General features: G+C 68.8%; 11 protein-coding genes. 6 read left to right on the top strand and 5 right to left on the bottom strand.

All coding sequences use genetic code 11. The features are described from left to right. Nucleotides 1-83 precede the first annotated feature (83 nt). Nucleotides 84-1,523, bottom strand: coding sequence for an LVIVD repeat-containing protein (locus ACFYM6_RS18270; RefSeq protein ID WP_387276830.1), 1,440 nt, complete (start codon nt 1,521-1,523; stop codon nt 84-86). 534 nt (nt 1,524-2,057) lie between these two features. On the opposite strand from ACFYM6_RS18270, the gene ACFYM6_RS18265 reads away from it, so the two are divergent. After that, a complete protein-coding gene (locus tag ACFYM6_RS18265) occupies nt 2,058-2,471 on the top strand; it encodes a hypothetical protein (RefSeq protein ID WP_387276827.1) in 414 nt (137 codons plus the stop codon). A 178-nt stretch (nt 2,472-2,649) separates the two neighbouring features. Here ACFYM6_RS18265 and ACFYM6_RS18260 read toward each other — a convergent pair whose 3' ends face one another. Next, complete coding sequence (locus tag ACFYM6_RS18260) at nt 2,650-3,069, bottom strand: ASCH domain-containing protein (RefSeq protein WP_387276825.1); 420 nt, start codon at nt 3,067-3,069, stop codon at nt 2,650-2,652. A 443-nt stretch (nt 3,070-3,512) separates the two neighbouring features. On the opposite strand from ACFYM6_RS18260, the gene ACFYM6_RS18255 reads away from it, so the two are divergent. Next, entirely contained in the window at nt 3,513-4,721 is a 1,209-nt protein-coding gene (locus ACFYM6_RS18255) for a low temperature requirement protein A (RefSeq protein ID WP_387276823.1), read from the top strand. A 235-nt stretch (nt 4,722-4,956) separates the two neighbouring features. Here the strand turns inward: ACFYM6_RS18255 and ACFYM6_RS18250 are convergent, their stop codons facing one another. Then, nucleotides 4,957-5,367 carry a hypothetical protein gene (locus ACFYM6_RS18250; RefSeq protein ID WP_387276821.1) on the bottom strand — a complete coding sequence of 137 codons (411 nt, stop codon included), beginning with the start codon at nt 5,365-5,367 and terminating at the stop codon, nt 4,957-4,959. 288 nt (nt 5,368-5,655) lie between these two features. Here ACFYM6_RS18250 and ACFYM6_RS18245 point away from each other — a divergent pair, with 288 nt between their 5' ends. The 3 genes from ACFYM6_RS18245 (at nt 5,656) to ACFYM6_RS18235 (ending at nt 8,826) form a co-directional block, all read left to right on the top strand. Next, nucleotides 5,656-6,420 carry a phosphotransferase family protein gene (locus tag ACFYM6_RS18245; RefSeq protein WP_387276819.1) on the top strand — a complete coding sequence of 255 codons (765 nt, stop codon included), beginning with the start codon at nt 5,656-5,658 and terminating at the stop codon, nt 6,418-6,420. Nucleotides 6,421-6,743: 323 nt separating this feature from the next. Further along, a complete protein-coding gene (locus tag ACFYM6_RS18240) occupies nt 6,744-7,013 on the top strand; it encodes a hypothetical protein (RefSeq protein WP_387276817.1) in 270 nt (89 codons plus the stop codon). 577 nt (nt 7,014-7,590) lie between these two features. Further along, nucleotides 7,591-8,826 (top strand): exo-alpha-sialidase, encoded by a 1,236-nt coding sequence (locus tag ACFYM6_RS18235; protein ID WP_387276815.1) that lies wholly within the window; start codon nt 7,591-7,593, stop codon nt 8,824-8,826. 93 nt (nt 8,827-8,919) lie between these two features. On the opposite strand, the gene ACFYM6_RS18230 is transcribed toward ACFYM6_RS18235, so the two are convergent. Further along, nucleotides 8,920-9,687 carry an SDR family NAD(P)-dependent oxidoreductase gene (locus tag ACFYM6_RS18230; RefSeq protein WP_387276814.1) on the bottom strand — a complete coding sequence of 256 codons (768 nt, stop codon included), beginning with the start codon at nt 9,685-9,687 and terminating at the stop codon, nt 8,920-8,922. Continuing rightward, on the bottom strand, nt 9,684-11,675 hold the full coding sequence (locus tag ACFYM6_RS18225) for a beta-galactosidase (RefSeq protein ID WP_387276812.1): 1,992 nt from the start codon (nt 11,673-11,675) through the stop codon (nt 9,684-9,686). The genes ACFYM6_RS18230 and ACFYM6_RS18225 overlap by 4 nt, the downstream gene beginning before the upstream one ends. A 263-nt stretch (nt 11,676-11,938) precedes the next feature. Here ACFYM6_RS18225 and ACFYM6_RS18220 point away from each other — a divergent pair, with 263 nt between their 5' ends. Further along, the gene (locus ACFYM6_RS18220; protein WP_387276810.1) at nt 11,939-13,870 is read left to right on the top strand and encodes an exo-alpha-sialidase; all 1,932 of its coding nucleotides are present in this window, start codon (nt 11,939-11,941) and stop codon (nt 13,868-13,870) included. Nucleotides 13,871-13,946: the final 76 nt, after the last annotated feature.

Here is a 13,946-nt window from a genome sequence, read left to right as displayed (position 1 = left end):
TCCACCTCCATGTCCGTCACCACCGAAAGCCGGCCCGGGCGCAGCGGGTCGCCACGCTCGGGCCGGTGCTCTCGCTCAGACGGTTACTTGTCGCACGAGTTCCAACAGATCTTGTCGTCCGGCGCGCCGGCCAGCTCGCCGTCGAACCGCAGGACGTCGACGCCCCGGTTGTAGTCCGCGACGTAGACCAGCCCGTTGTGCCAGTAGACGGCCGACGCCGAACCGCCGGTCACGCCCTGCCCCGACGGCACGCGGAAATAGCCGACCTGGGTCGGGTTCCTCGGATCCGACACGTCGAGGAAGCGGGTGCCCTGCCCGTACCACCCCTGCGCCACGATGTTGCCGTTCACCGTGAACCAGTGCGCGGAGCAGCTACCCGTGGTGGCCGACCCTTCCTTGCCCCACGGCGACCAGTGGCTGAGCAGTTCCAGCCGGAACGGGTTCTCCGGCGTGGAACGCCAACTCTCGCCGTCGTAGCTGCCCTTCAACGAGGCGATCTTGAACTCGCCCGCCTGCGCGCAGGACGTGACGTTCTCATTGGTGATGTAGAGCAGCTCACCCTTGTCGAAGGAGCCGACCTTCTCGGTGGGGTGGTAGGCGTTGTGATCGAAGAAGTCGTAGAAGGCGGTGCCCGCCGGGTTGATGGGAGTGACGGTCCCGCCCGCGTACGGCACCGGGTCGTACGCCGTCGCGACGCGGTTGCGCTTCTGCACCGGGTCGTAGTGGTTGCCCTCGGTCCAGTAGCCGCGTACGCCACCCTCACCGGAGACCCAGGCGATGCCGTCCTTGTCGACGTCAACGCTGTGCACGTAGTCGGTGACCCCGTCGAGCCGATCGAGATCGACCGCCCGGTCGAAGGTGTACGGGTGCTTGATGTCGTGGATGTCGGTCACCCGCACCGGCACGCCGTTCCAGGAGGGGTCGTGGCCTGGCGTCCCCGTGTTGGCCGGACCAACCGACCACAGGTACTTGCAGTCGTTGATGCAGGTGGACGTGTGCCCAGCCGGAATCGGGTGGAAGGTGACGATCTCCGGCTTCCACGGATTCTTGACATCGACGATGTAGACGCCGGACTGACCGGTCCTGACAGTGCCGCCGAAGCCGCGCGGGTCCCGAATGAGGAAGACCAGCTTGCGCTTCGGGTCGACGGTCATGTTCTCGCCTTCCCAGAACCGGTCCTGGGTGTCCCCCGGCAGGCGCAGCTCGGCCGCCGTGATCTTCGAGACCAGGGCCGGGTGCTGGGGGTCCTCCAACGACCAGACGGCGAGGCCGCCGGTGCCGTTGGCGAACATGAAGTCGTAGCCGTACTTGTCGTACTTGATGAAGTTCAGCGCCGCATAGCCGCTGACTCCCCTGACGTTGTCGATGAACGTGACGTTCTTTGCGACGGCGGTCGTCGGCACGTTGTGGATGTCGTCGAGGACCGCACCGCCATGGGCGGAGTTGTCCGACGGGCTCGATCCTGGCGGCTCGGCGGCGGATGCAGCGCCAGCTCCACCCAGCTGCACTGCCACAGCCGTCACCAGAGCGACGGCACCCGCCACGAGGGGTTTCGTTTTCACCATATTTCTCCCTTTGGCATTTCTCCCTTGGCGACCCTCAGCGCAGCTTGGGCACCGCGCGGCCGAAGAGCGCACGTGGCACGACACTAAAGACGGCACGAGCAGGCCGTCATGGTGCAGTTGTCGAGAAGGTCGCTGCACGGCTCCGTCAATCGTCGTGATCATGCAGGGCCGCAGGCCAGCCCGGCCGTTGCCGCCGACGAAACCGGCACCATCGTGGCTGCTCTCCTGACCGAGCAATACCGACCCGAGGTAGGGCCAGCATCAAGGCGAGGGCGGGACCCCGCACCGCTGACCCGACGGCCCGCGCGGCGTTACCCCGCTGCTGGTGGCACACATCGTGGTCGGCTCCGTGGCGCTGCTCGCCGGCTGTTTCCAGGTCTGGCCGCGGCCGGCGTGTTGGCGTCGCACCGATCAACAGGGTCAGTTTCGTCCCAGGTCAACAACATCATGCTGACGGTCCTGTGGCTCGCCACCGCAGTCGCCGGATAACGGATGGCGCGGCAACGCCGGTTCGTGGAGCACCACCGGTGGATGATCCGCAGCTTCGCGCTGACCACGTCGATCGCGTTGAACCGAGTGTGGTTGATCCTTTTCATCGTCCTGCTGCTGCCCCACGTCGACACGACCTACGGCGGCGATCAGGACGCGATGATCCGGGCAGCGGCCGGCGCCATCGTGTGGCTAGGGCTCGTGATCGTCCAACCCCCGCGCGGCACCTTCGTCCGCAGCATGGAGCCAACCGAGACCGTGACCCTACTCAAAGGCGACACCGCCTCAGCCCGGATGCCCACCCCGGCCGTACGCAAGGAACTGGACATCGGCGAAGGCGTCCCTGTCCTGGTGGTCTTCCGCGCCGACGGCTCCCGCGAGCTGTACCCCGCCGACCGCATCCGGGTCGGTCGCTGATCTACGAATTACGAGTCGGTAGCCGGGCGCTGGTCCGCCGGCTGGTCCTCCCACTCGACCCGATACCCCGGTCCGTGATTGTCCGCTGTTGTTCGCCGGTTTGGCTGCTCGCTTGGCCGCTCGGCGAGCCCCGGAGGCTTCCCGGTGATGTGAGTCGGAAGACCGCGAGCCAGTCTGATCAAACGGTGAGTACCAGCCGGAAACGCTGGGCCAGCACCAGGGTGTCGTCGTCGACGGTGAAGCCGGGGTCGCCCAGCTCCGCGCGCACTTCCTCGCTCTGCCAGAACGCCTCGTGCCCGGCCCGCCACTGCGCCACAGACTCATCTCCCTCGCCCTCGTCGAGGGCGTGTTGCAGATCGACATCGGCGAGCCGGACCACACGCACCTCGGTCAGCTCGATCACCGCGACGCGCCGGCCCTCCGAGTCCACCACCGCCGATCGCTGGCCGACCTGAGGCAGCGGCTCATTCGCGCACTCGTATCCGAGCACAAGGCTGGAGGTCGAGGACTTCGCGCCGGACAGGATGGCCGCCACCAGCTTGTCTCGCAGCGGCCCGGGGAACGCGAACTCCGCCAGGGGAAGATCATCGAGATTCATTGGGGAAGGGTAAGTGAACCGGCGAGCCGCCACTGACCGATATCTCGGTCACAAGCTCTGTGCAGGCCGTCCCGGCGCGTCCGTCCCCGTGTCTGGCCTCGGCCCGTCGTTCATCGCTGGCGCTAGTCGGCCTCCGCTGGCCGGGCGCGTTGCTGTCACCGTTGCTGTCTGCGGCCACCCGGCGACATTTGTCATCAACGAGATGGCGGCGTTTGTTTGGACAGCGCTGACCGGCCCGCTGCCCGGTTTTCGATCTTGTTCGGGAAACGATCATTTCTCGAACAGCGTTTCCGGTGAGGCCGACCGAAGCCACTGCGCTTGTGGCGGAGGTCAGGCCGGCGCTCCGTTCGTGCGGATTCCCTTCGATTAGCGCGATGCCGACCTCCCGGCTTGGTACGACCGTGTGACCGGTTTGGCGCGGCGGCGGGACGGGCGAGTCGATGATGGCAGGTAGACGGACCGACCTGTTCCGTAAGGGTGGAAGCCCGCAGCGGGTGTGGTTCCTGGAACTGTTCTTCGACCTGGCGTTCGTCTTCGTCATCGAGCGGATCGCCATGCGGATATCTGAGCAGCTGGGCCGGCCGGGCGTCGCCGAGCGGTGGATCGGCCTCCCCGAACTCGGCGCGACGCTGTTGTTACTCATGCCGCTGACCTGGATGTGGACCTTCGCGGCGTGGACGACCGCCAGGTTCGACCCACGCCGCCCGCCGGTGCAGGCGGTGGTCATCGCGACCATGTTCGGCGTCCTGATCATGTCGGCGGCGCTGCCCACCGCGTTCCGCGGCGGCGGCCTGACCTTCGCGGGAACGTACGTCGCCATCCAGATCGGCCGACTCCTCATCCTGATGATCATCTTCCGTGGCTACGAACTCCAACGCGCCTTCGCCCGCGAACTCGTCTGGTTCACGCTGACCGGCATCCTATGGATCGCGGGCGCGTTCGCCCACGACGGGACCCGGGTGACGATCTGGATCTGCGCCGCGGCCGGGGACTATCTGGCGGCCCGACTGGGCTGGCCCGCGCCCAAGCTCGGCCGGCAGCGCATCCCGGTGTGGGCCGAAGCCCCTGAACACCTGGCCGACCGCTACCGGCAGTTCCTCCTGATCGCCCTCGGCCAATCGGTCCTGGCCCTCTCGCTGGCCTACACCAGGGGCCTGAACGACCTCGAGTCGACATCGGCGTTCGTGATCGGCTTCGCCACCACCGTCCTGCTCTGGCGAATCTACTTCTACCGAGCCGGGCAGATCCTCGGCGAGGCCATCACCGCGTCGAAGAACCCGAACCACCTCGGCCGGGTAGCCGCCTTCGCCCACTGGATCATGATCCTCGGCATCGTCCTCACCGCCGTCGGCTACGAACTCGTCATCCCCCACCCACTCGGCCACACCATGCCGGCCTGGGCCGCGGTCATCCTCGGCGGCCCCGCACTGTACGTCGCCGGACGCGCCCACTTCGAATACGTCGTATTCGCCCGGGTCTCCCGACCCCGGATCATCGGAGTCCTCATCCTCATCGCCGCAGCCCCGCTGATGGTGTTCCTGCCACCCCTGTTCGTCCTGCTCACCGCAGCGCTCGTCCTGGCCGGGATCGCCGCCACCGACGCGGCACGCGCCCGAGGACGCCCGCTCGAAGCCCCGTCACCACCACGATGACCGGCGTCGCCCGCCACGTCCGCACAGCAATCAACAACTGGGGCGACACTGGGATCGAACCAGTGACCTCTTCGGTGTGAAAGAATGATCAGCCGTCGATGAGCTGGGCAAGTAGCCGGGGTGAGCTGCCGGAACAGTCCACCATCGTCCGTGGGCGTCCGGCGTCGGCCGCCCCGGTCGTCACCCGGTCAGTCACTCAGGTCCTGCCACTCGCGCCGTTGCCAGGTACTTGCCGTCACTGGCCGCGATCAGGCCGACGTACGAATGGGGCCAGCCGCTCCCCCTCCTTGAGGTCCTCCCGCCAGTAGCGGTAGACGAGCCCTTTAACGATCCCGACGGAGGCCGCCGCAACAACACAGGGGACCACCCCGCAACCGTCCTCGGCGTCAACGTCAAACGCCACAACCACAGGCGGCTCTTCACCGACGTAGCGGCGTACGGTCTCACGCTCGCCGGACGTGGGCTCCCGAAACCAGGGATCAGAAAAGCGGGTCGGGCAGGCCAGGTAGTCGACGTCTGTGAAGACCAACTCCAAGCCGTGGTGGTACGTCAGGTCGTACCCGGCGGCGAGCCGCAGCTCCGACCTGTTCCACCCAAGCACCTCCCAGTCCCACCACGAACCCTCTGGCAACCGCACGACCGTCACGGCCACGATGGTCCCATAAACCGGGGGTCAGCCCTCCCGCCCAGCAACCAGCATTGGATCGCAAATGACCCCTCGCTTGTAAGTTCAAGGCGGTTCGACCGGCAGAGTCCGTCCGCGTTCGCGACCTCGGGCGACGGTCCGCGCTCGGCCGCTGGCGGCTGCCCTCGTCCGGACTGGTTGCTGTCACCGTTGCTGTCGGCAGCCACCTCTCGCGACGGCCCCGGAGCGGTAATAGCCGGCATGTCGCACGGGCGGCCTGTTCCGGGCAGCCCTCGTAACATGGGCGCCGTGCACGGGTTTGTGAAGCGCCGAGGCGTAGCAGAGCCAGGTTCGATTCCCGATGTCCTGGACATGTTCCGTGCCGAGGTGCGCTTCTATCGCGAGATCGCGCCGGTCGTGGGCGTCCGAGTGCCTGCCTGCCTTCACTCCGAGATAACCCCGGAAGGCACGACGCTGGTGCTCGAGGACCTCTCTTCATGGCAACCGGGAGCCGACCCGATCGCACACGCCCAACTGTTGTCGCACATGCATGAGCATTGGGCCGGGCAGGCTCCGCTGAGGTGGCCGTGGCTGCGTCCCGTAGGTGCGGCCGCCGACCTGGTCGGCGACCTGTTCGACCGGATGATGCCAACCCTGGCAGCACGCCCTGACCTACCCGCTAACCTGCGAACGCTCGCTGAGCGACTCGTAGGGCAGGTGCCGAAGGTCGAGCAAAACATCGCCTCGGCAGGCCCGCTCACCCTCGTACACGGCGACGCGTCCGCACGCAACGTCCGCACCGGCCCGAACGGGGAGCTGGCACTTCTTGACTGGGAAGACGTCTCCGCCGCCCCCGGAGTCATCGACCTCGCCTGGCTCCTGCTGTCGTCCGTCGACCCCGACCAATGGGCCGCAGTCACCGCCGCCTACGGACCTACCGAACAGCTAACGACGGTTCTACCCGCCGTCGTCGTACAGGGGCTCCTCTGCTTCGCTGACAGTGCGGAAGGGTCCGCCGAGGCGCAAGCATGGATCGGCCGGCTCAACGCGGCTGAGCACCGGCTCGATTCTTAGGCACCACTCCGATCGGAAACGCCGGCCAGAGCCGGGCATGCATGAAACGCCGCTGGTCCGCCCCTGACGGCTTGGGCCCGGTCTTCGTCCGCTAAATAGGGGGCGGGCACGGTCAGTCTGGAAGGCGTCTTGGCCGACTCCAGTCGCCGATTAGGTCTACGAGGTGAGCAGGCGTGAGACTGGTCGCGAAGGACGGAGCGGCGCGGTCCGAGGCCGTGTCGGTGCCGATGCTGACCCGTGTTGACCGCTAGATCGGGCACGGGTCGGGCACGCTGGCAGTTGGTGCGAGTCCCTTCATTGACTGATGCCGCTACCCTCCGGGTGTGGCCGGGATTCGCCTCGCGTGGCTCGCTTTGCCCCTGCTGGTCGTCCTTGTGTTGGTCGTCGTCGTGGTCCTGCGGCGTCGGCGCAGGGCGTCGTCCCTGGCGGACAGCAGGCAAATGAAGCTGGCCACTGCGCGCAAGGCGATCCGCCAGAGCGCCCGCGAGAGCCGCCGGCATCGCCGTGGCAGTCTTCGCGGTAAGGGCGGCGGTGGTGACGAGGGTCAGGCTCTCGACGCTGGCGTGACGAGTGAATCCGGCGGCATGCCATAGTCTGCTCGGTCGTCTGTGCGCCTGCTGTCGGGTGCGGCCAGCCAGCCCGCCGCCCGTGGCCCCGGTGCCGCTGCCACCCGAGCTGGAACTGACCGGCCACGAAGTCGGTGAGTTGAAGCGGAACTTTTAGTCGCTGCCTCGTCACCAGCGGAAGCGCCCACCCGACGCCTGCTCACACGGCGCTTCGGGCTGCCATCGTTGATCGTTAGTTCACGACATTTCACGGTGTCTTGTGCCCCGTGTGTGCCCCACACTGCCAGCAGATAGTCCTTTAAGGACTCGACGCGTCGTGAAGATGAAAGCAGGCCACCACGCAACAGCACCCGTCGCCTTCCCGCTCTCGCCACGGTGGCGGGCGGCCGAATCAGGCGCTGGCGGAGATGGGATGCCATCCGTTGCTGTCGACCGTTCGCCGCAGCAGATCGACCGCTCGTCGCGTGGCACCTGGCCTTAGCCGCCGGGCCGAGCATAGCGTCACGTAGGACGTCCTATGTCCGGTTGTAGGCGGCCCGGTTGCCCGCTCCGGGGCGGAGCCCTCACCGTCCGCACGTCTCATCCCCCGAAAGTAGGTGGCATCGTGTCCAGTACCACCCTCAAGACCCCCGCGTCCCGGACGGCGATCGTCGTCGGTTGCGCCGCCTTGGTCGCAAGCCTGGCCGGCGCCAGCGTTCCATCAGCCCTGGCGGCGCGGGCAGCGACCGATCAGGGCTCACGCTGCGAAGCATCGGTGCCCTTCACCGCCGGAACCGAGGGCTACAACGCGTTCCGCATCCCCGCGATCGTTGCCACCCGGTCCGGCACGCTGCTGGCCTTCGCCGAAGGGCGGCTCGCCTCACTCAGCGACGCCGGCAACATCGATCTCGTGCTTAAGCGATCGACCGACGGCGGATGCACCTGGGGACCCCTGCAGGTGGTACACGACAGCGGCCCCAACACCGCGGGCAACCCCGCCCCGGTGGTGACCGCGACCGGTCGGGTCGTGCTGCTGTCGACGTACAACGGCGGGACCGCGTCCGAGGCGGCGATCATGCGCGGCGAGGTGCCGGCCGAGCAGAGCCGCCGGCTCTTCGTCCAGCACAGCGACGACGACGGGGCGAGCTGGTCCGCGCCGCGCGAGATCACCGCGCAGGCCAAGGCAGAGAACTGGCGCTGGTACGCCACGGGCCCGGGCCACGCGATCCGGCTGACCGGCGGCACGCACCGGAACCGGCTCGTGGTCCCGGCCAACCATTCGATCGCACCGCCGGCCGGCTCCGCCGACCTCGGTACGGAGGCGAAGTACTACGGCGGGCATCTGCTCTACAGCGACGACGCAGGTGAGAGCTGGCGGATCGGTTCGGTCGACGACAATCCGAACGGGTACATCAACGTGAACGAGTCCACGGTGGCCGAGCTGCCCGACGGTCGTCTCTACGTCAACACGCGCGAGCACAACGGCAGCGCGCCGGGCAACCGCGCCGACGCCTACAGCCGCGACGGCGGCGAGAGCCTGGAACTGCCGCACCGCCCGCAGGCCACGCTCGTGGCGCCGGTCGTGCAGGGCAGCGTCCTGCAGCTGACCGGGGCAAGTAACCAATTGCTTTTCTCCGGCCCCGCGGACCCGAACAGCCGCGCGGCGCTGACCCTGCGGATGAGTACCGACCACGGCGCGACCTGGCGGCCGGCCCTGGCGCTGTCCGGTCTCCCCGCCGCCTACTCAGACCTGGTCCAGCTCGCCCCCGACACGGTTGGCGTGCTCTACGAGACGGGCAACTTCGGGGCGAACGAGACGATCACCTTCCGGCGGGTCTCGATCGCTCAGCTTCGACCGTGACGGCCGGTCGCGAACCTCCATCACGGGGTCGCGGGAGCCGGTGATCCCGGCACCGGTGCCGCCGCCGTGGGCGGCGGCACCGGTGCGCCCGCGTCAGGGCGAATCCTTCGTGACGCTCCAGCCGCCGTCCACCAGAAGACTCGCCCCCGTCACGTACGACGCGTCGGCGCTGGCCAGGAAGGCCACCACGGCGGCCACCTCCGCCGGGTCGCCGAGACGGCCAAGGATCGTCGCCGCCGCAGCTCGCTTCCGGGCCTCCGCATCCAGCTCGCGCCAGGCGTCGGTGTCCACCGGCCCGGGCAGCACGGCGTTCACCCGCACCTGAGGTCCATACTCTGCGGCGAGCTGCCGGGTCAGTGCCGCCAGCCCGCCCTTGCTGGCGGCGTATGCGGGGCTGCCCGGAAGCCCGAACAGGGCGTGCACGCTCGACGTCACGACGATGCAACCACGACGGTCGCGCAGGTCGGCGACGAAGGCCCGGACGCCGAGATGGAGCGCGGTGAGGTTGACCGCGAGCACACGGTCCCAGGCCGCCGGGTCGAGCTCGTGCGCCGCGCCCGCGTGCTGCACGAAGGCGTTGCTGTGCAGGATGTCCAGCCCGCCGAACTTGGTACGGACCACCTCTCGGGCGGCCCGCCAGTCCGACTCGCTGGCCACGTCGCAGTGGACGTAGCGGGCGGTGCCGCCCGCGTCGCGGATCTGCGCGGCGACGCGGGCGCCGTGCTCGTCGACGACGTCGAGCAGCAGTACGGACGCTCCCTCGGCCGCCAGCCGGCGCGCGCTCGCGGCGCCGATCCCACGGGCGGCGCCGGTGACGGCGGCGACCCGCCCCGCGAAACGGCCGGGAACTGTCCCCGTCACCTCCGTAGCACCGCGACGCCGCCGGGAGCGAGCGACACGGCGCCGACCGTACGCTCCCGGTCGCCGAGCAGATCGATCGCCGGCGCGGGCAACGCGACCGTGGCCGCTTCGGCGCCGTGGTTGAGCAGCAGGAGGTACGAGGTGTCCGGGCCGTGCCGGAGCACCGCCTGCAGCCCTGCGGGCAGGTCGGGCAGCACCGGCTCCACGCCCGCTCCGCCACGGATGCGGTCGAACAGCTCGGCCATCGCCGTCGGCTCGGGCCGGGTGGCCAGGTACCAGGCCACACCGGCGCCGTACGAGTGGCGGGTGACCGCCGGCCGGCCGGCCAGCTCGCCGTCGGCGAAGGTGGCCAGCACGTCCGCTCCCTCGGTCTCGATCCATTCCGACCACACGGTGCCGGTGCGCCGCTCTCCCGCGATGTCCAGTTCGATCGTGCCGCCCGCCGGCAGCGGCCAGAACTCGTCGATGCGCAGCCCCAGCAGGTCTCGCAACGGGGCCGGGTATCCGCCCAGGTAAGCGCGGTCGGACTCGTCCACGATGCCGGAGAAGAACGACACCACCAGGTGCCCGCCGCCCTCGACGTAGCGACGTAGGCGGGCGGCCACCTCGGTGGACATGAGGTACAGGTTCGGCACGACGACGAGCCGGTAGCCGGACAGGTCCGTGGTCGGCGATACGACATCGCAGGTGACGTGGGCGTCGAACAGCGGCGCGTAGTGCGCTCGGTGGGTTTCCAGCAGATCGAGCACGGCCGGGTGGGCGTCCGACTCCAGCGCCCACCAGTTGGCCCAGTCGTGCAGCAGCGCGACGTCGGCGTGCACCCGCGTGCCGGCCAGCTCGGCGACCCCCGCGATCTCCTGCCCGAGCGCCCGGATCTCGCGATGGGTGCGGGTCTCGGTACCACCGTGCGGCACCATCGCCGAGTGGAACTTCTCGGCGCCGCCGACGGCCTGGCGCCACTGGAAGAAGAGCACGCCGTCCGCGCCCTGCGCCACCGCTTGCCAACTCCACAGCCGCATGAGCCCCGGCGGCTTCGGCGCGTTGCGCTCGCGCCAGTTGACCGCGCTGGGCGCCTGCTCCATCAGCAGCCAGGGCTGACCGCGACGCGCCGAGCGGATCAGGTCATAGCCGAACGCGGCCTCCACGTGAGCCCGCGGATCGTACGGGTCGGGATAACTGTCGAGGCTGACCACATCCTGCTCGGCGGCCCACCGGTAGGAGTCGATCGGCTTGTGGACCAGGCCGATGAAGTTCGTCGTCACCGGTACGTCCGGGGCGAACCGGCGCACGATGTCACGCTCGGCGAGATAGCAGGCGAGAATCGCGTCGTTGCTGAACCGGGCGAAGTCCAGCTTCTGGGCCGGGTTGGCGAAAGTCGGCGCGCTGCGCGGCGGCAGGATGTCCGCCCAGTCGTCGTAGCGCTGCGACCAGAACGTCGTCGACCACGCCTCGTTGAGCGCGCCGATGTCGCCGTACCGCTCGCGCAGCCAGCGCCGGAAGTCTTCGGCCGATACGTCGCAGTAGCAGGCCCGCACGTGGCAGCCGTATTCGTTGCCGATGTGCCACAGCTTCAGCGCCGGGTGCCCGGCGTAGCGGCGGGCGAGATGCTCGACCAACCGCCCGGCGTACTCGCGGTACACCGGGCTGGACGGGCAGTACTGCTGCCGCCCGCCGGGCCACAGCCGCACCCCGTCGACGCGTTCCGGTAGCACCTCCGGGTGGTGCCGGGACAGCCAGGGTGGTGGGGAAGCGGTCATGGTGGCGAGGCTGGCTCCGATACCGGCCTTGGCGAGGTTGTCCATCACCCGGTCGAACCAGCCGAACTCGTACGTGCCGGGACGTGGCTGCACGCTTGCCCAGGAGAAGATGCCGACAGATACGAGCGACACCCCGGCATCGACCATGAGCTTCATGTCCTCGACCCAGACGTCCTCGGACCACTGCTCGGGGTTGTAGTCCCCGCCGAACACGATCTTCGGCATGGTCATGCCACACACTTCCTCTCGGTAAGTTCGGTCGGCCGCTCGTACCGTGAGCACGACCAAGACATGGGATGTCCGTCGTGACCGGGACAGTATGGCGACCTGCCGGCTACGTCAAGGGCGCTTGTCCGCGCCCCATCGATACGCGTATCGTTTCGGCAACACGACATCCCACGTCCTACGTGTCCGACTCGGCTGATGCATCCGGTCGCCTGGAGCCATCCCGCGTCGACAACGGGGCGCACGACTCTGATGGAGGGTGCGAGGAGATGAACGATGGGTATTCGCCGGAGGGTCTGACCAGCTCACGCCGCCGCTACCGTGGCTTCGGGGCGGTACTGACCCTGGCCGGCGTCGTCCTCAGCATGCTCGCCGGCCCCGCGAGCGCGGAGCCCGCTGCCACGGGCACGAGCACGGCGGCCGGCGAGAGCCAGACCAGTGAGCCGTACGTCGACGAGCAGGTGCTCTACCAGCGCGGAGACTTCGGATACGCCTGTTTCCGCATTCCGGCAGTGGTGCGAGCGAAGAACGGGATGATTCTGGCCTTCGCCGAGGGGCGGGTGAAGGACTGCGGCGACGACGAGGACATCGACCTCGTGCTGCGCCGCTCCGCCGACGGCGGCCGGACCTGGGGACCACTGCAAGTGGTCTCCGAGGGCAACGGCGAGACCCACGGCAACCCCGTGCCGATCGTCGACCAGACCACCGGGCGCGTCGTGGTGGTGAGCACGCACAACGGTCCCGAGCCGTGCCCCAATGGCTGTGACCGCGACCCGTGGGTGCAGTTCAGCGACGACAACGGGGCAACCTGGTCGGCCGCCCGCGAGATGACCGAGGGCAAGCGCCCGGAGTGGAACTTCTGGTACGCCACCGGCCCGATGCACGGGATCCAGCTTCAGCGGGGAGCACACGCGGGCCGGCTGGTGGTCGGGGCGAGCTTCGAAAGCTGGGACCGGGTCGGCAAGCATGCCTACGGCACGCATCTGCTCTACAGCGACGACAGCGGGGTGACCTGGAACATCGGTGCGGAGACGTTCCGCGACGACGGTGGGGTCATCGCGCAGGAGGTCACCGTCGTAGAGCTCACCGACGGACGGATCTACGCGTCGGCCCGCGAGCGCGGCACCGACCCGGGCAACCGGGCGTACGCGATCAGCAGCGACGGCGGCGAGACGTGGGATGCGCCCTTCCGCACCATGCCGGCGCTCGCCACGACCGACGTCCAGGGCTCCCTGCTGCGATTCAGCGATGACCGCATTCTCTTCTCCTCCCCGCTGCACCCCAGCGCCCGTGAGGCGCTGGGCATCCGCTCGTCCTACGACGAGGGGCGCAGCTTCGAGACCTGGAACGAGGGCAAGGTCTTCTACTGGGGTCCCACGGCCTACTCGGACATGCTGCGCCTCGACGGTGACGAGGCGGCACTGATGTACGAGGCCGGCGCAGTCAGCCCGTACGAGACGATCCGGTTCGCCCGATTCAACGAGGCGTACCTCGATACCCCGAACGGCGCTCCGCCCGGCATTCCCGCACCGCCGGCACCCGGACCGCGGACGCCTGACGAGTCGCCCCACCGCAACGACGCCTACGTCCGCGGTGGCGCCCAGGTCACCGACGGCCGGTTCGGCAACGGGCTGGCACTCGACCGAGTGGACGATCGGGTGGAGGTGCCGTTCGACCGGTCGATCGACCTCGGCGCGGACGACTTCACGCTGAGCACGTGGATCCGGTACTCGGAGAAGACCGGCGCGCACTCGATCCTGTGGTTCTACCGGGTGAACTCGGGCACCAATCCGCCTGCAGTATGGCTGCGGGCCGAGCCGGCGAGCAGTCGCATCCGCGCGATCCTCTCGGTCGGCCGGTACAACGTCACGGTGCAGTCGCCGAGCGCGTACAACGACGGGCAGTGGCACTTTGTCGTGCTCCAGCGGGCGGACGGGCAGCTCAGGCTGCTGGTGGACGGCGTCCAGGTCTCGTCGGCGGCGGCGCCGGCCGGCTCGGTGACCCTCGGTCAGGAGTTCGGCATCCAAGGGCTTCACATCGGACAGCGCCTGGACGGCGTGGACCGCTTCCGCGGCACGCTGGACGAGGTACGCGTCTACCGCCGCGCCCTGTCCGCCACCGAACTGGCCCTGATCCAGGAGCAGAACCTCCCGATCGGCGGCCGACTCGGGCTCAGGCTGCCGCTGGACACCGTCGGCTGACCGACAGCCTTCGTCAGGAGATGGCGCCTACCGGGCCTCCGGTGGGTGCCATCTCCGACGAAGCCCGGCAACGGCC

It is taken from the genome of Micromonospora sp. NPDC006431, assembly GCF_042870725.1.
Lineage (GTDB): Bacteria > Actinomycetota > Actinomycetes > Mycobacteriales > Micromonosporaceae > Micromonospora.
Note: the sequence above shows the minus strand (reverse complement) of the source record. Positions and strands in the feature narration are given on the sequence as shown.

Excerpts from the sequence above, each read along its gene's own strand:
- ACFYM6_RS18225 (WP_387276812.1), bottom strand. The coding sequence starts at position 11,675 with ATGACCATGCCGAAGATCGTGTTCGGCGGGGACTACAACCCCGAGCAG.
- ACFYM6_RS18255 (WP_387276823.1), top strand. The coding sequence starts at position 3,513 with ATGGCAGGTAGACGGACCGACCTGTTCCGTAAGGGTGGAAGCCCGCAG.
- ACFYM6_RS18220 (WP_387276810.1), top strand. The coding sequence starts at position 11,939 with ATGAACGATGGGTATTCGCCGGAGGGTCTGACCAGCTCACGCCGCCGC.
- ACFYM6_RS18265 (WP_387276827.1), top strand. The coding sequence starts at position 2,058 with ATGGCGCGGCAACGCCGGTTCGTGGAGCACCACCGGTGGATGATCCGC.
- ACFYM6_RS18260 (WP_387276825.1), bottom strand. The coding sequence starts at position 3,069 with ATGAATCTCGATGATCTTCCCCTGGCGGAGTTCGCGTTCCCCGGGCCG.